This is a genomic window from Aeromonas sp. EERV15 (assembly GCF_900079845.1).
Taxonomy (GTDB): domain Bacteria; phylum Pseudomonadota; class Gammaproteobacteria; order Enterobacterales; family Aeromonadaceae; genus Aeromonas; species Aeromonas sobria.
In genome coordinates this window covers 219,527-241,112 of record NZ_FKKY02000004.1, presented here as the reverse complement: position 1 = coordinate 241,112, position 21,586 = coordinate 219,527, and the positions used below count along the sequence as shown (strand labels likewise).

The 21,586-nt window shown below is 55.4% G+C and carries 18 protein-coding genes, 1 tRNA gene and 1 rRNA gene; 9 read left to right on the top strand and 11 right to left on the bottom strand.

Features of this window, described 5'->3' with window-relative positions:
* Positions 1-114, bottom strand: a 16S ribosomal RNA gene (locus BN4575_RS05490); the annotation flags it as partial.
* Positions 115-214: 100 nt separating this feature from the next.
* Here BN4575_RS05490 and BN4575_RS22055 point away from each other — a divergent pair.
* Entirely contained in the window at positions 215-547 is a 333-nt protein-coding gene (locus BN4575_RS22055) for a hypothetical protein (RefSeq protein ID WP_176716417.1), read from the top strand.
* A 42-nt stretch (positions 548-589) separates the two neighbouring features.
* On the opposite strand, the gene BN4575_RS05485 is transcribed toward BN4575_RS22055, so the two are convergent.
* The 4 genes from BN4575_RS05485 to BN4575_RS05470 all read right to left on the bottom strand — a co-directional run bounded on the left by BN4575_RS05485 (position 590) and on the right by BN4575_RS05470 (position 5,122).
* Positions 590-2,521: a putative bifunctional diguanylate cyclase/phosphodiesterase gene (locus BN4575_RS05485; protein WP_068977444.1), complete on the bottom strand. Its 1,932-nt coding sequence runs from the start codon at positions 2,519-2,521 to the stop codon at positions 590-592.
* 23 nt (positions 2,522-2,544) lie between these two features.
* On the bottom strand, positions 2,545-3,045 hold the full coding sequence (locus tag BN4575_RS05480) for a molybdopterin-binding oxidoreductase (RefSeq protein ID WP_068977443.1): 501 nt from the start codon (positions 3,043-3,045) through the stop codon (positions 2,545-2,547).
* 104 nt (positions 3,046-3,149) lie between these two features.
* Positions 3,150-4,784 carry a chaperonin GroEL gene (gene groL / locus BN4575_RS05475; RefSeq protein WP_042024445.1) on the bottom strand — a complete coding sequence of 545 codons (1,635 nt, stop codon included), beginning with the start codon at positions 4,782-4,784 and terminating at the stop codon, positions 3,150-3,152.
* 44 nt (positions 4,785-4,828) lie between these two features.
* Positions 4,829-5,122: a co-chaperone GroES gene (locus BN4575_RS05470; RefSeq protein WP_033136012.1), complete on the bottom strand. Its 294-nt coding sequence runs from the start codon at positions 5,120-5,122 to the stop codon at positions 4,829-4,831.
* A 259-nt stretch (positions 5,123-5,381) separates the two neighbouring features.
* On the opposite strand from BN4575_RS05470, the gene BN4575_RS05465 reads away from it, so the two are divergent.
* Entirely contained in the window at positions 5,382-6,716 is a 1,335-nt protein-coding gene (locus tag BN4575_RS05465) for an MATE family efflux transporter (RefSeq protein ID WP_256028897.1), read from the top strand.
* A 29-nt stretch (positions 6,717-6,745) separates the two neighbouring features.
* On the opposite strand, the gene BN4575_RS05460 is transcribed toward BN4575_RS05465, so the two are convergent.
* Positions 6,746-7,225: an FxsA family protein gene (locus tag BN4575_RS05460; protein WP_068977441.1), complete on the bottom strand. Its 480-nt coding sequence runs from the start codon at positions 7,223-7,225 to the stop codon at positions 6,746-6,748.
* A gap of 443 nt (positions 7,226-7,668) precedes the next feature.
* Here BN4575_RS05460 and aspA point away from each other — a divergent pair, with 443 nt between their 5' ends.
* Both aspA and BN4575_RS05450 read left to right on the top strand, forming a co-directional pair.
* The gene (gene aspA / locus BN4575_RS05455; protein ID WP_068977440.1) at positions 7,669-9,111 is read left to right on the top strand and encodes an aspartate ammonia-lyase; all 1,443 of its coding nucleotides are present in this window, start codon (positions 7,669-7,671) and stop codon (positions 9,109-9,111) included.
* Between the two features lie 128 nt (positions 9,112-9,239).
* Positions 9,240-10,559 carry an anaerobic C4-dicarboxylate transporter gene (locus tag BN4575_RS05450; protein ID WP_042024432.1) on the top strand — a complete coding sequence of 440 codons (1,320 nt, stop codon included), beginning with the start codon at positions 9,240-9,242 and terminating at the stop codon, positions 10,557-10,559.
* Between the two features lie 221 nt (positions 10,560-10,780).
* Here the strand turns inward: BN4575_RS05450 and tsaD are convergent, their stop codons facing one another.
* Positions 10,781-11,794, bottom strand: coding sequence for a tRNA (adenosine(37)-N6)-threonylcarbamoyltransferase complex transferase subunit TsaD (gene tsaD / locus BN4575_RS05445; protein ID WP_042024430.1), 1,014 nt, complete (start codon positions 11,792-11,794; stop codon positions 10,781-10,783).
* A 179-nt stretch (positions 11,795-11,973) separates the two neighbouring features.
* Here tsaD and rpsU point away from each other — a divergent pair, with 179 nt between their 5' ends.
* The 5 genes from rpsU (at position 11,974) to BN4575_RS05425 (ending at position 16,855) form a co-directional block, all read left to right on the top strand.
* On the top strand, positions 11,974-12,189 hold the full coding sequence (gene rpsU, locus BN4575_RS21160; protein ID WP_005309452.1) for a 30S ribosomal protein S21: 216 nt from the start codon (positions 11,974-11,976) through the stop codon (positions 12,187-12,189).
* A gap of 15 nt (positions 12,190-12,204) precedes the next feature.
* A complete protein-coding gene (locus BN4575_RS05440; RefSeq protein ID WP_042024429.1) occupies positions 12,205-12,648 on the top strand; it encodes a GatB/YqeY domain-containing protein in 444 nt (147 codons plus the stop codon).
* 88 nt (positions 12,649-12,736) lie between these two features.
* Entirely contained in the window at positions 12,737-14,524 is a 1,788-nt protein-coding gene (gene dnaG / locus BN4575_RS05435) for a DNA primase (protein ID WP_068977449.1), read from the top strand.
* Between the two features lie 222 nt (positions 14,525-14,746).
* Positions 14,747-16,603, top strand: coding sequence for an RNA polymerase sigma factor RpoD (gene rpoD, locus BN4575_RS05430; RefSeq protein ID WP_042024428.1), 1,857 nt, complete (start codon positions 14,747-14,749; stop codon positions 16,601-16,603).
* Positions 16,604-16,778: 175 nt separating this feature from the next.
* Positions 16,779-16,855: transfer RNA gene (locus BN4575_RS05425), tRNA-Ile, on the top strand.
* A 160-nt stretch (positions 16,856-17,015) separates the two neighbouring features.
* Here the strand turns inward: BN4575_RS05425 and BN4575_RS05420 are convergent.
* From BN4575_RS05420 to purH, 4 genes are all read right to left on the bottom strand, one after another.
* The gene (locus BN4575_RS05420) at positions 17,016-17,570 is read right to left on the bottom strand and encodes a cytochrome b/b6 domain-containing protein (protein WP_068977439.1); all 555 of its coding nucleotides are present in this window, start codon (positions 17,568-17,570) and stop codon (positions 17,016-17,018) included.
* Positions 17,551-17,925 carry a cytochrome b562 gene (locus tag BN4575_RS05415; protein WP_005349056.1) on the bottom strand — a complete coding sequence of 125 codons (375 nt, stop codon included), beginning with the start codon at positions 17,923-17,925 and terminating at the stop codon, positions 17,551-17,553. Before BN4575_RS05415 ends, BN4575_RS05420 begins: the two co-directional genes overlap by 20 nt.
* 279 nt (positions 17,926-18,204) lie before the next feature.
* Complete coding sequence (gene purD, locus BN4575_RS05410; protein ID WP_068977438.1) at positions 18,205-19,491, bottom strand: phosphoribosylamine--glycine ligase; 1,287 nt, start codon at positions 19,489-19,491, stop codon at positions 18,205-18,207.
* 114 nt (positions 19,492-19,605) lie between these two features.
* The gene (gene purH, locus BN4575_RS05405) at positions 19,606-21,198 is read right to left on the bottom strand and encodes a bifunctional phosphoribosylaminoimidazolecarboxamide formyltransferase/IMP cyclohydrolase (RefSeq protein ID WP_068977437.1); all 1,593 of its coding nucleotides are present in this window, start codon (positions 21,196-21,198) and stop codon (positions 19,606-19,608) included.
* Positions 21,199-21,586: the final 388 nt, after the last annotated feature.

Genomic DNA, 21,586 nt, shown 5'->3' with positions numbered 1-21,586 from the left:
CCGTCCGCCGCTCGCCGGCAAAAGTAGCAAGCTACTTTCCCGCTGCCGCTCGACTTGCATGTGTTAGGCCTGCCGCCAGCGTTCAATCTGAGCCATGATCAAACTCTTCAATTTAAGTTTGGTTTGCTTCGCGCTATTACCGAGGTAACAACATTCAGCGGCTCAATGAATTGCTGAAATAAACTGTTCGACTTCTTATTGCTAAGAAATCGTCTTGGTCACTTCACCAGACATTGAAAATCAAAAATTAATTTTGATGCTCGATGCTGTGAGTGCCCACACAGATTGCTTGATTCAAATTGTTAAAGAGCGACGCAACAGTTCGTTGCTGCGGGAGTGTAATTCTACTCAACCGCCTTCTCGAGTCAAGCCTTATTTTCAAAGGCTTTTCGAGGTTACCGACTGGGCTGTTTGCGTTGCCGCTTGCCCTGTCGATGTGGCGCATTATAGGGAGCAGAATCTTTCTGGCAAGCAGGAATTGCATGTTTTTTTGAAAAAACCATACGAATGTTCAAACAACAAACAATACGTGGAATATTTGAACTAAATCACAGTTTCAGAGGCTAACCGCACCAGAGGGGATACTGCTTCAACCCATGTAAGCAGGCTCTGTTTGTTGACGCGCCAGCCAAAGATCCTCCATCTCTAGCAAGGTTTGATAGATTTTTTCCGCCTGCTCAGGTCGGCTGAACAGATAACCTTGTCCATATAAGTGGATATCGGTCAGAGAACGCAACACATCAAGTTGCGCCTGGGTCTCGATCCCTTCACAGACGAGACTCTTGCCCAGCATGGATCCCAAGCGGCAAATGTTGGCAACCAACTCGGATGCCTCTATAGAGGTGTCAATGCCCTGAATAAAGGATCGGTCAATCTTCACTTTGCTGACCGGCAGTTTTTGCAGATAACTCAATGATGAGTAGCCGGTACCAAAGTCATCCAGTGCCAGCAGTACTCCCTGCTGGGTAAGATCTTGCATAAGTTGCAGAGAGTTCTTCACTTCCCGCATGGTAGTATCTTCGGTCACTTCCAATACCAGACTCCGGGCGGGCAAGTGATGCTCCATCAATGCCTTGGCTACCAGTTTGAGCAAATTACGCTGGTACATGCCCGGGGAAATATTGACGCACATCTGCAGGTCCACCAAGCCAAGCTGATGCCACTGCGAAAGTTGTTGGCACGCTGTATTTAACACCCAGCTACCGACTCTTTCTGCAAGCTGAAACTCTTCTGCCACCATGATCACCTCATTAGGGGGAATAAACCCCAACTCAGGGTGGCGCCAACGCAATAGGGCTTCGACCGCTTCACAGCGACCATTTTCAAGATTGACTATCGGCTGGTAATAGAGCTCCATGGCGTTATGCTCTAACGCCATGATCATGTCCGAGGCCAGGTGCTTGCGGCGGGTTGTCTCGTTTAGCAAAGAGTTATCGTAGATGACATAAGGTACTTGAGTCTTGCGACTATGAAACAGCGCTTGCTCTGCATGGCTCAACAACTCTTGAGTTTTGTTGCTGTCCATCGGATAAAATGCAATCCCGACCCCCGCCTCTAGCCGGAATGGATAGTTGTCATACACGATATCCTGCTTGAGCGCATTCTGTAAGCGAGCAACCAACTCCCGGACCTGGCGCAGATCACTGCTGCCACGCTGAATAATGGCAAACTGGTCACCCCCCAAACGACCACTCCACTCTCCCTCCCCACACAATGCTCTTATCCGATTGGCGAACTCATTGAGCAAGTAATCACCAGTGTCATAGCCGAACTTACTGTTGATGTCCCTGAAATCGTTGATATCAATCAACACCAGTCCAAACGGCATGTCTTGAGTCGTGCACAGCTCCATTCGCTCCAACAAAGCAAATCGGTTGGGCAATCCGGTCAGCGGATCCTGCCTTGCCGCTCTAAAATGGCGACGCCCTTCATATATAAGCAGGATACTGAGCAACAAAACCGAGACAATCAGACCCGACACCATCAGTAGCAAGGCATTGCGCAACTGGCCAAAATAGCGATCGTTATCTGAGTAGATGTTGATGTTCTTTTGCATCACAGAGGCAAGTGAGTAGGAAAGCGGCTCTTGAAGAGGTTCCAGCCGCATCATGATTTGCTGATAATCGCTGACGCCAGCTTTAAGGGTGATGATATCGGGTTCAATATTGCGGATATTGTTTTCTATCAATTGGACCAGTCGTAAGGTCTTCTGCTTGTCCTCCATGCTTTTGCGCAACTGGCCATTCAACAAAATGGGCGTTCTGCTCCAGAGGATGTCATAGCGCAGCATCAAGGTATCATGATCGATGCCACCGTAGTGATACACCTTAACGGCAGTAAGGAAGCGCCCAAGCTCCAATTGCAACTGCATCAACGCCCAGGAAACATCGTAGGTGTATTTCTCCATCGCTCTGGTGGTGTTCTGGATTTGCATCAGGCAGTAGAGCGTGCTCCCGGTAAACGACAGGATGGATATATACAGAATGACGATCAGTGGCCAAGTTCTGGTCTTTCCTTTCATCCGATGCTCCTGTTACGTGCTGCTTAGCGCTGGATGTCTATTGAATCAAGCTGCCAGATCATCATGTCAGTGTATTCAGAGCGCTTAAGTTCCGGATACTGATCGAGAGGGAGCATAAACCAAATCGGTCCCTTATCGCGCACTCGCATGACTACCCCATCATCTTGCCATGCCAAAATAGGATCATACTTAGCGACTTTGTCCCACTCGATACTGATCTGGAAACTGTTCAATGCTGTCAGAATAACAGTTTTACCACTAGCCCCAACCGAAGCCAACAGGTCCGCCAGCTTGGGTCCTCTATATCGGTGCGGTTTATCGACCCAGGGATTGCCGGTCAACACTTCATGCTGTGGCAGCGCCTGCAGCTTGGCCAGGTCAAACAGTACCTTGCCATCCACCTCATCTGTCGACTTTATATTGCCGCTGACTTTCAGGATCACCGGTCCGGTGAGCGCCTCTGCTGAGGCCGTTGGCATGATGACCAATGAAAGAAGCAGAGCAATGCAACCCAAAACGTTCATGTTCTCTCCCAAAAATGTGCTGTCTCAACAGACTCAGTTTAGCCAGATATAAAAAAACGGCTCGCCTAGGGCGAGCCGTTTCTCAAACAGAGCCGGGATGATGATTACATCATGCCCATGCCGCCCATACCACCCATGTCAGGCATGGCTGGCGTATCTTTCTTCGGCATCTCGGTGATCATGCACTCGGTGGTGATCATCAAACCGGCGATGGAAGAGGCAAACTGCAGGGCTGAACGGGTAACCTTGGTCGGATCCAGGATACCCATGGCCAGCATGTCACCATACTGTTCGGTGTAAGCGTTGTAACCGAAGTTGCCTTCACCGTTCTTCACTGCGTTGGCAATGACGGAGGCTTCTTCACCGGCGTTGATCACGATCTGACGCAGCGGAGCTTCCATGGCACGCAAGGCAACCTTGATACCCACGTTTTGGTCTTCGTTGTCGCCACGCAGGCCAACCAGCTTGGCCGCAACGCGCACCAGCGCAACACCACCACCGGCAACCACACCCTCTTCAACGGCAGCGCGAGTTGCGTGCAGGGCATCGTCAACACGGGCTTTCTTCTCTTTCATTTCGACTTCAGTGGCAGCACCAACCTTGATGACCGCAACACCACCGGCCAACTTGGCCACGCGCTCTTGCAGCTTCTCACGGTCGTAATCAGAAGAAGTATCTTCGATTTGCTGACGGATCTGGGCAACACGGCCTTCGATCACGGTTGCATCACCCACGCCATCGATGATGGTGGTGTTCTCTTTGGTGATGACGATGCGCTTGGCACGACCCAGATCTTCCAGAGTCGCTTTTTCCAGCTCCATGCCCACTTCTTCGGAGATCACGGTACCACCGGTCAGTACTGCGATGTCCTGCAGCATGGCCTTGCGACGATCACCAAAGCCCGGCGCCTTGACGGCAGCGACTTTCACGATACCGCGCATGGTGTTGACCACCAGGGTAGCCAGCGCTTCACCTTCAACATCTTCAGCAACGATCAACAGCGGCTTGCCAGCTTTGGCAACACCTTCCAGCACCGGCAGCATTTCGCGGATGTTGGATACTTTCTTGTCAACCAGCAGGATGAACGGGTCGTCCAGTTCAACTGAACCGGTCTCTTGCTTGTTGATGAAATAAGGGGACAGATAGCCGCGATCGAACTGCATGCCTTCTACCACAGCCAGTTCATCGTCCAGACCCTGGCCATCTTCAACAGTGATGACACCATCACGGCCGACTTTGTCCATGGCTTCAGCAATCAGCTTGCCCACTTTCTCGTCGGAGTTGGCAGAGATGGTGCCTACCTGAGCGATGGCGTTGCTGTCAGCGCAAGGCTGGGACAGCGCTTGCAGCTCGGCAACGGCAGCCACAACGGCTTTGTCGATACCGCGCTTCAGATCCATCGGGTTCATGCCAGCCGCAACGGCTTTCAGGCCTTCGTTGACGATGGCTTGAGCCAGAACGGTTGCAGTAGTAGTACCATCACCCGCAGCGTCGTTAGCCTTGGAAGCAACTTCCTTGACCATCTGGGCGCCCATGTTCTGGAACTTGTCTTCCAGCTCGATTTCGCGCGCAACGGAAACACCATCTTTAGTGATGGTCGGGGCGCCGAAGGACTTGTCCAGCACCACGTTGCGGCCTTTCGGGCCCAGGGTGACCTTGACCGCATCGGCCAGGATGTTTACGCCTTCCAGCATCTTGATGCGGGCTTCGTTACCAAACTTAACGTCTTTAGCTGCCATTTTTCTTCAATCCTTAAATCAATTCGGGGAAAAAGGAGGATGGATTACGCTTCGACAATCGCCAGGATGTCGGTTTCGGAGAGGATCAGTACATCCTGACCATCCAGCTTTTCGGTCTTTACGCCGTAGCCTTCGTTGAAGATAACCTTGTCACCCACCTTCACTGCCAGCGCTTTGACTTCGCCATTATCCAGGATGCGACCAGTCCCCACGGCAAGCACTTCACCACGAGTGGACTTCTGGGCCGCGGTACCCGTCAAAACGATACCACCGGCGGATTTGGCTTCAGCTTCGATGCGCTTGATGATGACGCGGTCGTGCAGCGGACGAATTTTCATCGATAACTCTCCCAAAATGAGTCTTATTGTTGCTTTGAGGAATGGCCGTTTCTGACCAAATTAGATATGGCACTGATGTGGGGCAAAGTAGCTAACCCTTCAAGGGCAAATACAAAAAAAATATTTTCACGTACTATGAAGCTCTTCGACTGTTCGCCCGTGTCCTCACCATGGATAAAAGCCGGATTCATCCCATCGCTGCCATGCCTGCATCCTCAAAGTCAGATACAGAGACTCGCCATTGACCCGCACTAACCCCATGCTGACAGCACCTATCCCTGTCGTACTGCGCCAGATGACGGGCCCGATGATCTTCGGCATCATCGCCATTCTGGCGTTCAACCTGGTCGATACCTTTTTTATCGGCATGCTGGGTACTCAGGCGCTGGCCGCCATCAGCTTTACCTTTCCGGTGACCTTTGTGGTCACTTCGCTCGCGATGGGATTGGGTGCCGGGCTATCTGCGGTGATCGGCCATACCTTGGGGCAAGGCAAGCACGATGAGGCCGCCCATCTCGCCACCGACAGTCTGTTTCTGGCGGTGATCATGGTGGCCCTGCTCTCCGTGGGCGGCGCACTCACCATCAAACCGCTGTTTACCCTGCTGGGTGCCAGTGCCGAGCTTATCTCCCTTATCCATGACTACATGCTGATCTGGTATTTGACCGTGCCCATGCTGGTATTGCCCATGGTGGGCAATGCCGCTATTCGCGCGACCGGCGATACCAAAACCCCCAGTCTGGTGATGGCGGTGGCCGGGTTGGTCAACGGTGTGCTGGATCCCTTGCTGATCTTCGGCATAGGTCCGTTTCCCGAATGGGGGATCCGCGGGGCGGCCATTGCCACCTCTATTTCCTGGTTGATGGCGATGCTGGTCAGCCTCTATATCTTGCGCCATCGAGAAGGTTTACTACTGTGGCGCCTCTCTGCTCGACCCAGACGGTTTCAGCACTGGCGCTCACTGCTTCATGTCGCAGTACCGGCATCCTTTACCAATATGCTCAACCCCTTGGCCAATGCGGTGCTGATGACATTTTTCGCCGGCCTTGGCACCGAAGTAGTGGCCGCCTACGGCGCGGCCTCGCGAGTCGAAGCGCTGCTGCTGATCGTGATGATGGCCCTTGCCTCCGTGCTTGCCCCTTTCATCTCGCAAAACTGCGGCGCAGGGAATCCAGCCCGCGCCAAGGCTGCACTACAAAGCTGTATGGGTTTTGCGTTGCTGTTCCAGCTCGCCATCTATGGCCTGACCTGGCTGCTTGCTCCCTTTATTGCCAGGCTGTTCAGCGAGCAGCCACAGGTGGTGCGCTTGATCACTCTTTACCTGCATCTAGTGCCGATTGGTTACGGCTTTCAGGGGATGGTGATGCTGTTAGCTTCTGCGCTCAATGGCGTGCGGGCATCAAGCATCTCGTTCTTGTTCAATGGGCTACGACTGTTTGGTTTCCTGCTGCCAGGGGCATGGCTGGGGGCAAAACTGGGGGGAGAACAGGGGATCTATCTGGGAATATTGTTGGCCAATCTGGCGGCGGGCACCCTCGCCTGGTGGTATGCCCGACACCGCTTCGAGGCGCTGTGTCATCAGGGTCAACCCTGATCCGTTACAGCCCCGGTTCCATTCACTGCTTACTCTTTGCGTTCGAATTCACCTTCAATGGTGGTGCCGCCCTGCTTGGGTTGCACCCGAGGTTCCTCAGATGAAGGCTGGCCAAACGGCGACTGCGCTCCCTGATTAAAACCCCCCATCTGCATCCGAAACGGGTTGCTGCCGATCAGCTTGTCGGCCAGCTTGTTGCGCAGCCAGGGTTGCAACAGCAACACACCCACGAAGTCAGTCACAAAGCCCGGAATGATCAGCAGCAAGCCGGCCAGCGCCAACATCATGCCACCCATCACCTCACGGCCTGGCATCTCACCCATCTGCATCTTCTGTTGAGCGCTGAACAGGGTTTTGATCCCTTCATTACGTACCAGAGACGATCCCAACACCGCGGTCAGGATGAGCAAGCCGACGGTCGGCAGTGCGCCAATCACGGAGCCGACCTCGATCATCACGGTGAGCTCCAATACCACCAGTCCCACCAACAACAGAAACAACTTGCCCATATCCACTCCAATACCAGTAAATTGAGAAACAGCGGGGCCCGTCAAACAGCAGTCCATCGGTAACGTTTCTGCCGCTTCATCCCCACTATCTACCCTGAATAAATGGGGGCTATCCCCCCCTTTTCAAGCTCTTCAACTGACACCTACGTCATCAGCAATCTAAAAAATCAGCAAATTCTAAAAAAAGTTCATAAAAAACATAACCATGTGCAGCTCGCAACATATGTATGCGTTCATCAAAGTAATTTGAAAATGACTCAAATTTAGTGATCTAGCTCTAATAACCGATACCTCAATTGGAGTAGTATATTGGCCAGTAATTCGGGGGCCGTGCTCCCAACTGCCCCACTCGATGTGTGGTGCTTCAGGATGAGCTGTGCGCAAGGAACTCGCGACCACTCGGTGAGGATTTTTTCCATTTTTCTGATTTCTGAGGCATTACAATGAGCGACATCAAGAACGTCCGCATTGAAGAAGACCTGCTGGGCACCAAAGAAGTTTCCAATGATTTTTACTACGGTGTGCATACCCTGCGCGCAGTCGAGAACTTCAAGATCAGCTCTCAGAAGATTTCTGACGTTCCCGAGTTTGTCCGCGGCATGGTATTGACCAAGAAAGCTGCGGCGTTGGCAAACGGCGAGCTGGGTACCATCCGTCCGGAAATTGCTGACAAGATCGTAGAAGCCTGCGACCTGATGCTCAGCACTGGCAAATGCTTCGATCAGTTCCCGGTCGACGTTTATCAGGGTGGTGCCGGCACCTCCGTCAACATGAACACCAACGAAGTACTGGCCAACATCGCCCTGGAAATCATGGGTCTGGAAAAAGGCAACTACGACGTTATCAACCCGAACGACCACGTCAACAAGTGCCAGTCCACCAACGACGCCTACCCGACCGGTTTCCGCGTTGCGGTCGTCAACAGCACTGACGTGACCCTGCATGCACTGGAGCATCTGATCGCCGCATTCGATGCCAAAGCAGCAGAGTTCAAGAGCATTCTGAAAATGGGTCGTACCCAGCTGCAGGATGCGGTCCCAATGACCCTGGGTCAGGAGTTCCATGCTTTTGCCGTTACCCTGCGTGAAGAGATCAAGTCCATCAAGCGTTGCCAGGAGCTGCTGCTGGAAGTGAACCTGGGCGCCACCGCCATCGGTACCGGTCTGAACACTCCGCCAGAGTACTCTGAGCTGGCCATCAAGCGTCTGGCCGAGATCACCGGTCGTGCCTATGTGCCAGCAGAAGATCTGATCGAAGCGACCTCCGACTGTGGTGCCTACGTCATGCTGCACGGCGCCATCAAGCGTCTGGCCATGAAGCTGTCCAAGATCTGTAATGACCTGCGTCTGCTCTCCTCCGGCCCGCGCACTGCACTGAAAGAGATCAACCTGCCGGAAATGCAGGCGGGTTCCTCCATCATGCCAGCCAAGGTCAACCCGGTTATTCCGGAAGTGGTCAACCAGTCCTGCTTCAAGGTATTCGGTAACGACATCACTATCACTTTCGCCGCCGAAGCCGGTCAGCTGCAGCTGAACGTCATGGAGCCAGTGATTGGTCAGGCGATGTTCGAATCCCTGAGCCTGATGGAGAAAGCCTGCATCTCCCTGCGCGAGAAGTGCGTGGAAGGGATCACCGCTAACCCAGAAATCTGCATGAACCACGTACTGAACTCCATCGGTATCGTGACCTACCTGAACCCCTTCATCGGTCACCACGAAGGTGACATCGTCGGTAAGATCTGTGCCCAGACCGGCAAGAACGTCCGCGAAGTCGTTCTGGAGCGCGGCCTGCTGAGCGCCGAGCAACTGGACGAAATTCTCTCCATCGAGAACTTGATGAACCCGCAATACAAAGCCAAGCGTTTCACCCGCGAAGCCACCGTATAACGCGAGTATGGGCCGGGATCTTCCCGGCCCATTAAAGTCAGTTCCCGATTGGTCTTTATCCCCAGCCCGATCGGGAATTGGCTTTTTGCCAAATAAAAACCAAAAACTAAATAAATGGAGTTATCGCTATGATTTTAATCGAGTTACTTGTGGTGCTCGGCGCCATCTATCTGGGGGCGAGGATAGGCAGCATCGGCATCGGCTTTGCCGGTGGTCTGGGGGTTCTGGTACTGACCTGGGGTCTGGGCATGCCCATCCCGAGTGATCAACTGGTGAGCTACATCCCTTGGGATGTAATCATGATCATCATGTCTGTTATCTGCGCCATCGCCTGTATGCAGCTGGCTGGCGGGATGGACTATCTGGTCTCCCTGGCAGAGAAAGCGCTGCGTAAAAACCCCAAATACATCACCTTCGCCGCACCGATCGTCACCTATCTGATGACCATGCTGGCTGGTACCGGCCATACTGCTTTTTCCACTCTGCCAGTTATCGCTGAAGTGGCCAAAGAGCAAGGGATCCGCCCATCCCGTCCACTCTCCATCGCAGTTATCGCCTCCCAGATCGCCATCACAGCATCCCCAATCTCTGCTGCTGTGGTTGCCTTCTCCGGCATGCTGGAGCCGTTCGGTGTTGACTACCTGACCCTGCTGGCCATCTGCATCCCGTCCACCTTCCTGGCCTGTATCATCGGTGCCTTTGTCGCCAACATGCTGGGCAAGCCGCTGGAGCAGGACGAAGTCTACCTGGATCGCAAAGCCAGAGGGCTGATCAAGCTGCGTGGCACCACCAAGCTTGAGCTGAAACCTTACGCCAAGGTTTCTGTGTGGATCTTTATTTCCGCCATCATTGCGGTTATGGCTTACGCCACCGCTATCTCGGGCAAAGTGGGCCTGATCGCCAACCCGCCGATCCCACGTGACGGTGCCATCATGGGCATCATGCTGGCCGCTGCCACCATCATGACTCTGGTGTGCAAACTGGACGCCACTCAAGTGACCAACATGCCGACCTTCAAGTCCGGTATGTCCGCCTGTATCTGCGTACTGGGTGTCGCCTGGCTGGGTAACGTCTTTGTGAAAGGCAACATGGATACCATCCAGCTGATCGCGGGCGACCTGCTGAACCAGTACTCCTGGCTGCTGGCCGTAGTGCTGTTCTTCGCCGCCATGCTGCTCTATTCACAAGGTGCCACCACCAAAGCCCTGATGCCTGCCGCACTGGCGCTGGGTGTCAGCCCGCTGACTGCGATTGCCTCTTTCGCAGCGGTGAGTGCCCTGTTCGTGCTGCCAACCTATCCAACCCTGCTGGCTGCGGTTGAAATGGATGACACTGGCTCCACCCGTATCGGCAAGGCGGTATTTAACCACCCCTTCTTTGTACCTGGTGTCGCTACCATTGCTTGCGCCGTTGCGCTGGGCTTCTTCTTCGGCGGCATCATGCTCTAATCGCATCGAGCCCCGATCGCCAAACAAAAATCCCCGCCAAGTGGCGGGGATTTTTTTATCGCTGCACATAGAGAAGCTGACACTTTGGATGGCACTGCTAGATAGCTATCCAACCATCACAGTGATGATGCTTCAGTAGCCCTGTAAGCGCCTCTGGTGCATCCCATGGCTCATGCTCATCATCACATCCACCGCGCCATCAAGGTGCAGGATCCTGCGGATCAGACCGGATCCAGGGTATCCAGCGGCCAGCGTGGCACCGCCTTGACTGCCAGCGGTTCAAACACTCCCGCTTTCAATCGTTGCATACCTGCATAAGCGATCATGGCACCATTGTCGGTGCAGTATTCAGTACGCGGATAGAACACCTCGCCATGGAGGCTCTCCATCAGCTCTGCCAGCTGGGCACGCAAGTGACGGTTGGCACTGACACCACCGGCCACCACCAGACGTTTAAGACCGGTCTCCTGCAAGGCACGACGGCACTTGATCGACAGGGTGTCGACCACCGCATCTTCAAACGCACGGGCGATATCGGCACGGGTCTGCTCATCATCACCATTGGCGGCAATGGTATTCGCCGCAAAGGTCTTGAGCCCGGAGAAGCTCATATCAAGCCCGGGGCGATCCGTCATGGGCCGTGGGAACTTGAAGCGCCCGGTGGTGCCCTTTTCGGCCAGACGGGAGAGCAACGGGCCGCCCGGGTAGTCCAGCCCCATCAGCTTGGCTGTCTTGTCGAACGCTTCGCCAGCTGCATCGTCGATGGATTCCCCCAGCAACTGATAGCTACCGATGCCGTCAACCCGCACCAGCATGGAGTGACCACCGGAGACCAGCAGCGCCACGAAAGGGAACGCGGGGGCGCGCTCTTCCAGCATCGGAGCCAACAGATGACCTTCCATATGATGGACGGCGATCGCCGGCTTGTCCCACGCCATCGCCAGCGAGCGGCCAATGGTTGCCCCCACCAGAATGGCACCGACCAGGCCAGGACCCGCGGTATAGGCGATGCCGTCAATGTCATCTTTACCCAGTCCCGCCTCTTGCAATGCGGCCTGGATCAACGGGATCGTCTTGCGAACATGATCCCGGCTGGCGAGCTCGGGGACCACGCCGCCGTAATCCGCATGCAGCTTGACCTGGCTGTATAACTGATGGGAAAGGATCCCTTTTTGATCATCGAAGATCGCGATCCCGGTTTCGTCACAGGATGTCTCTATGCCCAATACACGCATTGCTAAAAAATTTCACTGCTAAAATGAGACGGCTATGGTAACCTTCGCGGGTTTTTTAAACCAGAGCGATCTCTGCGGGTTTACTTTCATTCCCTGTCCAGAGTATAATTTCGCACCATTTTAAGTCATGCTGATCGATTGAAGGTCAGCTAACAATTTATCACTGAGGTGAAAGGCACATGCCAGTAATCAAAGTCCGTGAAAATGAGCCGTTTGACGTTGCTCTGCGTCGCTTCAAGCGTTCTTGCGAAAAGGCCGGTATCCTGTCCGAAGTTCGTAGCCGTGAGTTCTACGAGAAGCCGACTACCATTCGTAAGCGCGCTAAAGCGTCTGCTGTTAAGCGTCACGCCAAAAAGCTGTCTCGCGAAAACGCACGTCGTATCCGCCTGTACTAATCAGGAGTCAATGCCGTGTCTCTGAAGGATCAACTCAAGGATCAACAAAAACTCGCCATGCTTGCCAGAGATAAGGCTCGCCTGGGGACGATCCGTTTGTTGATGGCAGAAATCAAGCAACGTGAAGTTGATACCCGTATCGAGCTCAATGATGAGGATATCCTCGCTGTCGTGACCAAAATGGTCAAACAGCGCCGCGATTCCATCAGCCAGTTTGAAGCTGCCGGTCGCCAGGATCTCGCCGACAAAGAGTCCGCCGAGATTGTTGTACTGCAGGAATTCCTGCCACAACAGCTGACCGCTGATCAAATTGCTGCACTGATTGAGCAAGCCATCACTGAAAGTGGTGCTGCCGTCATGGCTGATATGGGCAAAGTCATGGCTGTCTTGAAGCCGAAAATTCAGGGGCGTGCCGATGTCGGCGCCGTCAGTGCTCAGGTGAAAACCCGCTTGGCGTAACAGGCAACTCTCTTGTTTAGTAGAAGAAGCCGTGCTTCCCTTGGAATGCGCGGCTTTTTTATTTTTTCCGCAATGAATCAGGATGGTTATGGCAGGCAGGATCCCCCAATCCTTTATCGACGATCTGCTCGTTCGCACAGACATAGTCGAGCTGATCGACTCGCGAGTGCGGCTGAAAAAAGCCGGTAAGAACTACCAGGCTTGCTGCCCTTTCCATAACGAAAAAAGCCCCTCTTTTACCGTCAGCCAGGAGAAACAGTTCTATCACTGTTTCGGTTGTGGTGCCCACGGCAATGCCATAGGTTTTGTCATGGAGTATGACGGCCTCGAATTTCCCGATGCCATCGAAGAACTCGCCAGCACGCAAGGCATGCAGGTACCTCGCGAACAGAGCATTGGCGGCTCGGCCAATAGCCAGCCGGCCGTCAGCAAAGACCTCTTTGAGCTAATGAACCAGATCGCCCGTTTCTACGAGAGCAATCTCAAGAGCGCTCCCCATGCGGTGGAGTACCTCAAAGGTCGCGGTCTGACCGGTGAAGTGGTCAAACGATTCAACATTGGCTACGCCCCCAGTGACTGGGACCAGGTGCGCCGCCGCTTTGGCGCAAGCCGGGATCACGAACAGCTGCTCATCTCGGGCGGCATGCTGATCACCCGTGACAATGGCCCGGGCAGCTATGATCGCTTTCGCGACCGCATCATGTTCCCGATCCGCGACAAGCGCGGCCGGGTCATCGGTTTTGGTGGCCGAGTGCTGGGTGATGGCACCCCCAAGTACCTGAACTCGCCGGAGACCCCCATCTTCCATAAAGGGCGTGAGCTGTTCGGTCTCTACGAAGTGAAACAGGCACATAAGGATCCGCGCCGGATCCTGGTGGTGGAAGGCTACATGGATGTGGTAGCGCTCGGTCAGTACGACATCGACTATGCGGTGGCAGCGCTGGGCACTGCGACAACCAGCGACCATATCCACACCCTGTTTCGCACCACTGCCGAGGTGGTCTGCTGCTACGATGGCGATAAAGCCGGACGTGAAGCCGCCTGGCGAGCGCTGGATAACGCCCTCTCCCATCTGCAGGATGGCCGCGAGCTGAAGTTCGTGTTCCTGCCGGATGGCGAGGATCCCGACTCGCTGGTACGCCAGATTGGCAAGGAGGGCTTTGAAACCCTGCTCAATGAGGCCCAGCCGTTCGCTGACTTCATGTTCGAACGTCTCGGACGGGATGCGGCTCTCAGCGGTGAGGCTGGCAAGTTCGAAGTGGCCAACAAGGCAGCTGAGCTTATTCGCCGCGTACCGGAAGGGTTTACCCGCGAAGGATTGATCACCCGCCTCTCCAGCATGATGCGCTGGGGCGAGAACAAACAGCGTATCGCCGAGCTCTTTGCCCGCAACAGCCAGCCCAAAGCCGAGGTCAACAAACCCAAGGCAGTCAAGCTGACGCCATTGCGTAGGGCACTGGCGCTGATGGTGCAATATCCGGCCGTGACGGCCGAACTGCCCCCCATGCCAGAATTGGTCGGACTGCGCGTACAAGGGATCAAGTTCCTGCTGCAACTGCACCAGCAGATCCTGGCACAACCAGCCATCACCACAGGTATCTTGCTGGAACACTGGCGTGGCACCAAGGAGGGCGAGATCCTCGCTCAGCTGGCCATGCACGATCTGTTCGAAGAGGTCCGGCTTGACCAGGAACCCGATATTCTGGGCGAGTTACAGGATACCTTCGTCGGCTTCATCAACCAGTTTCTGAAACAAAGAATCGAAGAATTACAGGCCAAAGTGGCTCAGGAAGGACTAAGCTCCGATGAAACCCAAGAGTTGATGATGCTGATCAGAGAGGTACAAATTGAGAAAAGAAATGAGGGTGGGGCTTGATATTTGAGTGGTTAGCCCCAATATGGATAACGTTGCCCGAAACGACGGGATGAAAAGCAAAATTTTTATAACCGCCTGGCCCCGACAATACTGCGGGCAGGGGTTTCTCACGACCGACGCCGCAACCAGACATAGCATGTCTGGCGGTTTTCTATTAGAATTGGCTATTTGCGCAGCAGTACACCGTACGCGTAACCTAGCATCACCAACCGGATGAGTTCTATGGAGCAAACCCCGCAGTCTCAGCTTAAACTCCTCGTTGCCAAAGGTAAAGAACAGGGCTACCTGACCTATGCCGAGGTGAACGATCACCTCCCGCAAGACATTGTCGATTCAGACCAGATCGAAGACATCATCCAGATGATCAACGATATGGGCATTCAAGTGGTTGAAAACGCTCCGGATGCCGATGACCTTATCATGGCTGAAGGTGGTACCGCCGATGAGGACGCTGCCGAAGCAGCGGCCCAGGCACTGGCATCTGTTGAATCTGAGATTGGTCGTACGACCGATCCCGTCCGCATGTATATGCGGGAAATGGGTACCGTCGAACTGCTGACCCGTGAAGGCGAAATCGACATCGCCAAACGGATCGAAGACGGTATCAATCAGGTACAAAGCTCTGTGGCAGAGTACCCTGAAGCAATTACCTATCTGCTCGAACAGTACGACAAGTACGAAGCCGAGCAGCTGCGTCTCTCTGACATCATCTCAGGCTTTATCGATCCTAACGAAACCGAAGATGTGGCGCCTACTGCCACCCATATCGGCTCTGAACTCAGCGAAGATGATCTGGCTGATGAGGACGAGGAAGAGGACGAAGATGAAGACGAGGATGGCGACAACTCGGATGATGAAGGTGACAGTGGCCCTGATCCGGAAGTCGCTCGCGAGAAGTTTGGCGAGCTGCGCGCCCAGTATGAGGTAACCCGCCTCTCCATTCAGAAGAATGGCCGTGCGCACGAAGATACCCAGGCTGCCATCGCTCAGCTGGCCGATGTATTCCGTCAATTCCGCCTGATGCCCAAGCAGTTCGATCGCTTGGTCAACAACATGCGCGAAATGATGGAGCGCGTCCGCGTGCAGGAACGTATCATCCTGAAACTCTGCGTTGAGCAGGCCAAGATGCCGAAGAAAACCTTCGTCGCTGCCTTCACCAACAACGAGTGTGATAGTGCCTGGTTTGAGTATCAGAAGCAGGCAGGTAAAGCCTGGTCTCCCCGTCTGGTCGAGATGGCTGAAGACGTGCTGCGCGCCATCGGCAAACTGCAGCAGATCGAAGAAGAGACCGGTCTGTCTATTGCCCAGATCAAGGATATCAACCGTCGCATGAGCATCGGTGAGGCAAAAGCCCGCCGAGCGAAGAAAGAGATGGTTGAAGCCAACTTGCGTCTGGTTATCTCTATCGCCAAGAAGTACACCAACCGTGGTCTGCAGTTCCTGGATCTGATCCAGGAGGGCAACATCGGTCTGATGAAGGCGGTAGACAAGTTTGAATACCGTCGTGGCTACAAGTTCTCGACCTATGCCACCTGGTGGATCCGTCAGGCCATTACCCGCTCCATCGCGGATCAGGCTCGTACCATCCGTATCCCGGTACACATGATCGAGACCATCAACAAGCTCAACCGTATCTCCCGTCAGATGCTGCAGGAGATGGGTCGTGAACCGAACCCGGAAGAGCTGGCTATGCGCATGGGTATGCCGGAAGACAAGATCCGCAAGGTTCTGAAAATCGCCAAGGAGCCCATCTCCATGGAGACGCCGATCGGTGATGATGAAGATTCCCACTTGGGTGACTTCATCGAAGATACCACTCTTGCTCTGCCAGCGGATGCGGCGACCAGCGAAAGCCTGCGTAACGCCACTCGCGACGTGCTGGCAGGTCTTACTGCCCGTGAGGCCAAGGTACTGCGGATGCGCTTTGGTATCGACATGAACACTGACCACACCCTTGAGGAAGTGGGCAAGCAGTTCGATGTCACGCGTGAGCGTATTCGTCAGATTGAAGCCAAGGCACTGCGTAAATTGCGCCACCCGAGCCGCTCGGAAGTGCTGCGCAGCTTCCTGGACGAATAGTCCTGACCTGCCCTGTCAAAGCCCCGCCATGCGGGGCTTTATTTTATCTGCTATCGGCTCCTCTACCGGTGCAACACCTTGTATCCAACTGCTTATTTAGTCGCCAAGTGGTTGATCTGCCTATAGACTGCCCTTTCCTCTTACCCTATAATCCTCGCCGCTAAATGCACAATTTGGCCCCTTAGCTCAGTTGGTCAGAGCAGTCGACTCATAATCGATTGGTCGTCGGTTCAAGTCCGCCAGGGGCCACCAAATTAGAAAAGGCCGCTCATCATGAGCGGCCTTTTTGCATCTGCCATCCGGGCAACTTCCATTGATGACACCATAGAAAAGACCCGCCATTGGCGGGTCTGGGCAGGGTCCGGATCAGGCGCCTCAATCAGAGGGATCGCAAGGAGCCTAATGCTGAGCCTCAGGTTTGCTCGTTGCTGCTCTGGATGGATGAGCGACGCCCGATGGCAGGCAGCATCCGGGTGACCAGATTGCTGCGCTGACGCCAGGAGGTGAACACAATGGCCAGCAGGTGCAGGCCAATCAGCCCCTGCAACACCAATACACACCACTCATGCCACTCGTCAGCCCCCAGTTCAAAACCCATCTCGGTATTTTGAAACCAGCCGCTGCCAGCGGTGGCCAGCACCACCAGCCAGAGCGCCCACACAGCCAGCTTGCCGCTGCCGTGATGACCCGGTGCCGGAGGTTGCCGCTCACGCATCTCGCGCGCCTGCTGGCGAAAATCATCGCCACCGGGAATGAGGGCACCCAGACGGGCATGGCCCTTGGCAAACGAGATTCCCCACAGCAGCCGCAGGGTGATCAGGGCAATGGCACCGTAACCCAGCCACTCGTGCCACTGCTCCCCCGCTTCGTTAACCCAGAGGTTGCCGATGCAAACCGCAGCCACCCCCCAGTGGGTCAGGCGAACCAGCGCATCCCAGCGAAAAGGCTCACCCTTTCTGCTTGGCATATTTGTGGTACTCCTTCTTCAGGTCGTTGACCTTGGCCAGATGTTCGCGCGCCTTCGCCTCATCACCCGCCTTGAGTGCGGCCAGGCTGGCGTCCAGCTCGGTCTGCACCTCGTTCATCCCTTCAAGGAACTTCTCTTTCTTGGCGGCCGGCATGTTCTTCTGCTTGGCTACGTCCAGCTGGGCCTTCATCTCGTTGATGTGCTTCTCCATGGTAGCCGCATCATCAGCCTTGACGGCCTGCTTGTAGTTGAAGCCAATCTTCTTCATCGGCTGCTCCAGATCTCCCGCCACGGCAGGCAGGGTCATCAGGCCAAACATCAGGGGCAGCAGCAGGGGGCGAACGGTTTTCAACATGGGATTTCCTTATTTATAACGACATGCTCGAATTGTTAGGGGTACTTATGAATCCAGACAGCAATTCATCAACAGCATAATGCCATGACTCATAGTGAAGAGTTTGTGAAAGATGCTGTTTTTTGTGGCAAATAGTGACAGGTATGCCGCGCTTGTTTGCACTTGGTAACTGATTGAACGCCGGTGATGCACGGCAAGATGATGGTTGATGCCGACTGACGGAGACAAAAAACCCCGCCGTAGCGGGGTCTGGGTCAGCTGGCCAATGGCTTGCGTCAGTTACTCCTGTTCGCGAGCAATGGCGCGCCAGCCGATATCCTTGCGGTAGAAGACGCCATCCCACTTGATACGACCAGCGAGCTGATAGGCACGCTGCTGGGCTTCTGCAACCGTGTGGCCGAGGGCGGTAGCGCACAGCACGCGGCCACCCTGGGTCAGGCTGGTATCGCCCTCCAGCCGGGTACCGGCATGGAACACCTTCTCGCCAGCCACCTCATCCACCGGCAAGCCGCTGATGGGGTGATTGGTGCTGTAATCGCCGGGATAACCACCCGCCGCCAGCACCACGCCGATGGCGGCACGGGGATCATAGATGGCCTCTTTCTGATCCAGCTTGCCCTCGCAAGCGGCCAGGCAGAGCTCCACCAGATCGGACTGCATCCGCAGCATGATGGGCTGGGTCTCGGGATCGCCAAAGCGGCAGTTGAACTCGATCACCTTGGGATTGCCTGCGCCGTCGATCATCAGACCGGCGTAGAGGAAGCCGGTGTAGACGTTGCCTTCGGCCGCCATGCCGCGCACGGTCGGCATGATCACCTGCTCCATTACCTTTTTATGCACATCGGCAGTCACTACCGGTGCTGGCGAGTAAGCCCCCATGCCACCAGTGTTGAGGCCGGTATCGCCGTCGCCAACCCGCTTGTGATCCTGACTGGTGGCCATCGGCAGCACGTGCTCGCCGTCAACCATGACGATGAAGCTCGCCTCTTCGCCGTCCAGAAACTCTTCTATCACCACTCGGGAGCCCGCTTCACCAAACGCATTGCCGGAGAGCATGTCGCGCACCGCGTCTTCTGCTTCCCGCAAGGTCATGGCGACAATCACCCCCTTGCCCGCCGCCAGACCATCGGCCTTGATGACGATGGGGGCACCCTTCTCGCGCAGATAGGCGAGCGCAGGCTCCACCTCGGTGAAGTTCTGGTAGTCGGCAGTCGGGATAGCGTGACGGGCCAGGAAGTCCTTGGTGAAGGCCTTGGAGCCTTCCAGCTGGGCGGCGGCAGCGGTCGGGCCGAAGATGGGCTGACCGGCGGCGCGGAAGGCATCTACCACCCCTTTGACCAGCGGTGCTTCCGGCCCGACGATGGTGAGGCCAATGCGCTTCTCTTTGGCAAAGGCCAGCAGCCCTTCGATATCAGTCGCCTCGATGGCAACGTTCTCGACACCCGGTTCAAGCTGGGTACCCGCATTGCCCGGTGCCACGAAGACGTGGCGTACCAGTGGGGAGTGTTTGGCCTTCCAGGCCAGGGCGTGTTCGCGGCCACCGTTGCCAATGATCAGTACTTTCATCGTATCGCTCGCTTCTATTTGTGGTCACCAGGCGGCCTCTCGGGCCGTCAGCCAGTGGCAATAGTCAGTTGAAAAGAGACAACAAAAGGGCCGCCATCGGCAGCCCCTGACCCATCAATGACGGAAATGACGCATGTTGGTGAACACCATGCACATGCCGTGCTCGTCGGCAGCGTCGATCACCTCCTGATCGCGCATCGAGCCACCCGGCTGGATCACGCAGGAGATACCGGCCTGCGCGGCAGCATCGATACCGTCGCGGAACGGGAAGAAAGCATCGGACGCCATCACGGAGCCCGCCACGGTCAGTCCTTCATCCGCCGCCTTGATACCGGCGATTTTGGCGGAGTAGACGCGGCTCATCTGGCCGGCGCCAACGCCGATGGTCTGGCCATCTTTGGCGTAGACAATGGCGTTGGACTTGACGAACTTGGCCACTTTCCAGCAGAACAGCAGATCTTGCAGCTCGGCCTCGGTCGGCTGACGCTTGCTGACCACGGTCAGGTCGCCCAGAGTCACCATGCCGAGATCCCGCTCCTGCACCAGCAGGCCGCCATTGACGCGTTTGAGGTCAAAACCTTGCGCCGGAGCAGTCCACTGACCGCACTCCAGCAGACGCACGTTTTGCTTGGCAGCGACCGCGTCGCGGGCCTCCTGGCTGACGGTCGGGGCGATGATCACTTCGACAAACTGGCGAGCCACGATGGCTGCCGCAGTAGCGCCATCCAGCTCACGGTTGAAGGCGATGATGCCACCAAAGGCAGAGGTGGGGTCGGTCTGGTAGGCGCGATCGTAAGCACTCAACAGATCGTCACCGATGGCCACACCGCAGGGGTTGGCATGCTTGACGATGACGCAGGCCGGTTCGCTGAACTCCTTCACGCACTCCAGCGCCGCGTCAGTGTCGGCGATGTTGTTGTAGGAGAGTGCCTTGCCCTGCAGCTGGGTGGCGCTGGAGACGGAACCCGGCGCGGCATGCTCTTCGGCGTAGAAGGCGGCAGCCTGATGGCTGTTTTCGCCGTAACGCATGTCCTGCTTCTTGATGAACTGGCTGTTGAAGGTGCGCGGGAAGCGGGACTCCTCGTCACCCTCCTTGTTGTCGCCATAGCTAGGAACCATGGTGCCGAAGTAATTGGCGATCATGCCGTCATAGGCGGCGGTGTGCTCGAAAGCAGCGATGGCCAGATCGAAACGGGTCGCCAGTTTCAGGCTGTTGCCGTTGGCATCCATTTCGCAAATAACCCGATCGTAGTCGGCAGCGTTGACGACGATGGCGACATCTTTGTGGTTTTTAGCCGCAGAGCGCACCATGGTCGGGCCGCCGATGTCGATGTTCTCGACCGCATCAGCCAGGGTGCAGCCCGCTTTGGCCACCGTTGCGGCGAAGGGGTAGAGGTTGACGACAACCATGTCGATAGGGGAGATAGCGTGCTGAGCCATGATGGCGTCATCCTGATCCCGACGGCCGAGGATGCCGCCATGAACCTTGGGATGCAGGGTCTTGACCCGGCCATCCATCATTTCAGGGAAACCCGTGTAGTCGGAGACCTCGGTCACCGGCAGACCCGCCTCGCCAAGCAGCTTGGCGGTACCGCCCGTGGAGAGCAGGGCAACACCACGCTCGTTGAGTGCCTTGGCAAATTCCAGAATGCCCGTTTTGTCAGACACACTCAGCAGTGCACGGCGAATGGGTCGAGCTTGTTCCATCACACTATCGTCCTCAACATAACGGGGACCGTTCCATGGGAGGCAAGCGCACTTGGGTCGCACCAAACACAGAGAGTCCCCAAATAAATGGAAGTGGGGGATTTCGCAAACCACTCTCACCCGGATAGTCATTCAAAGGCAAAGGTGTTTTAAGAAATGCCCGCTTGACGCAGCGCTCTGTTATGGGCGCGTATTCTACACAAAAAATGTGACCTGTGGTGGATTTTTTAAAACTGCAAACCCTTATTTGGCGCGGCGTTAAACGTTTTCCACTTGATTTCCTCGAAACGTTTGTACTTTCAGTGTTTTATGGGAAAAAGGGCAGAAAGGAGACGTTTATCTGCCCCTTTTATGCCCTTGGCTGGCAATCCATTGGCAAAGGGGCGAT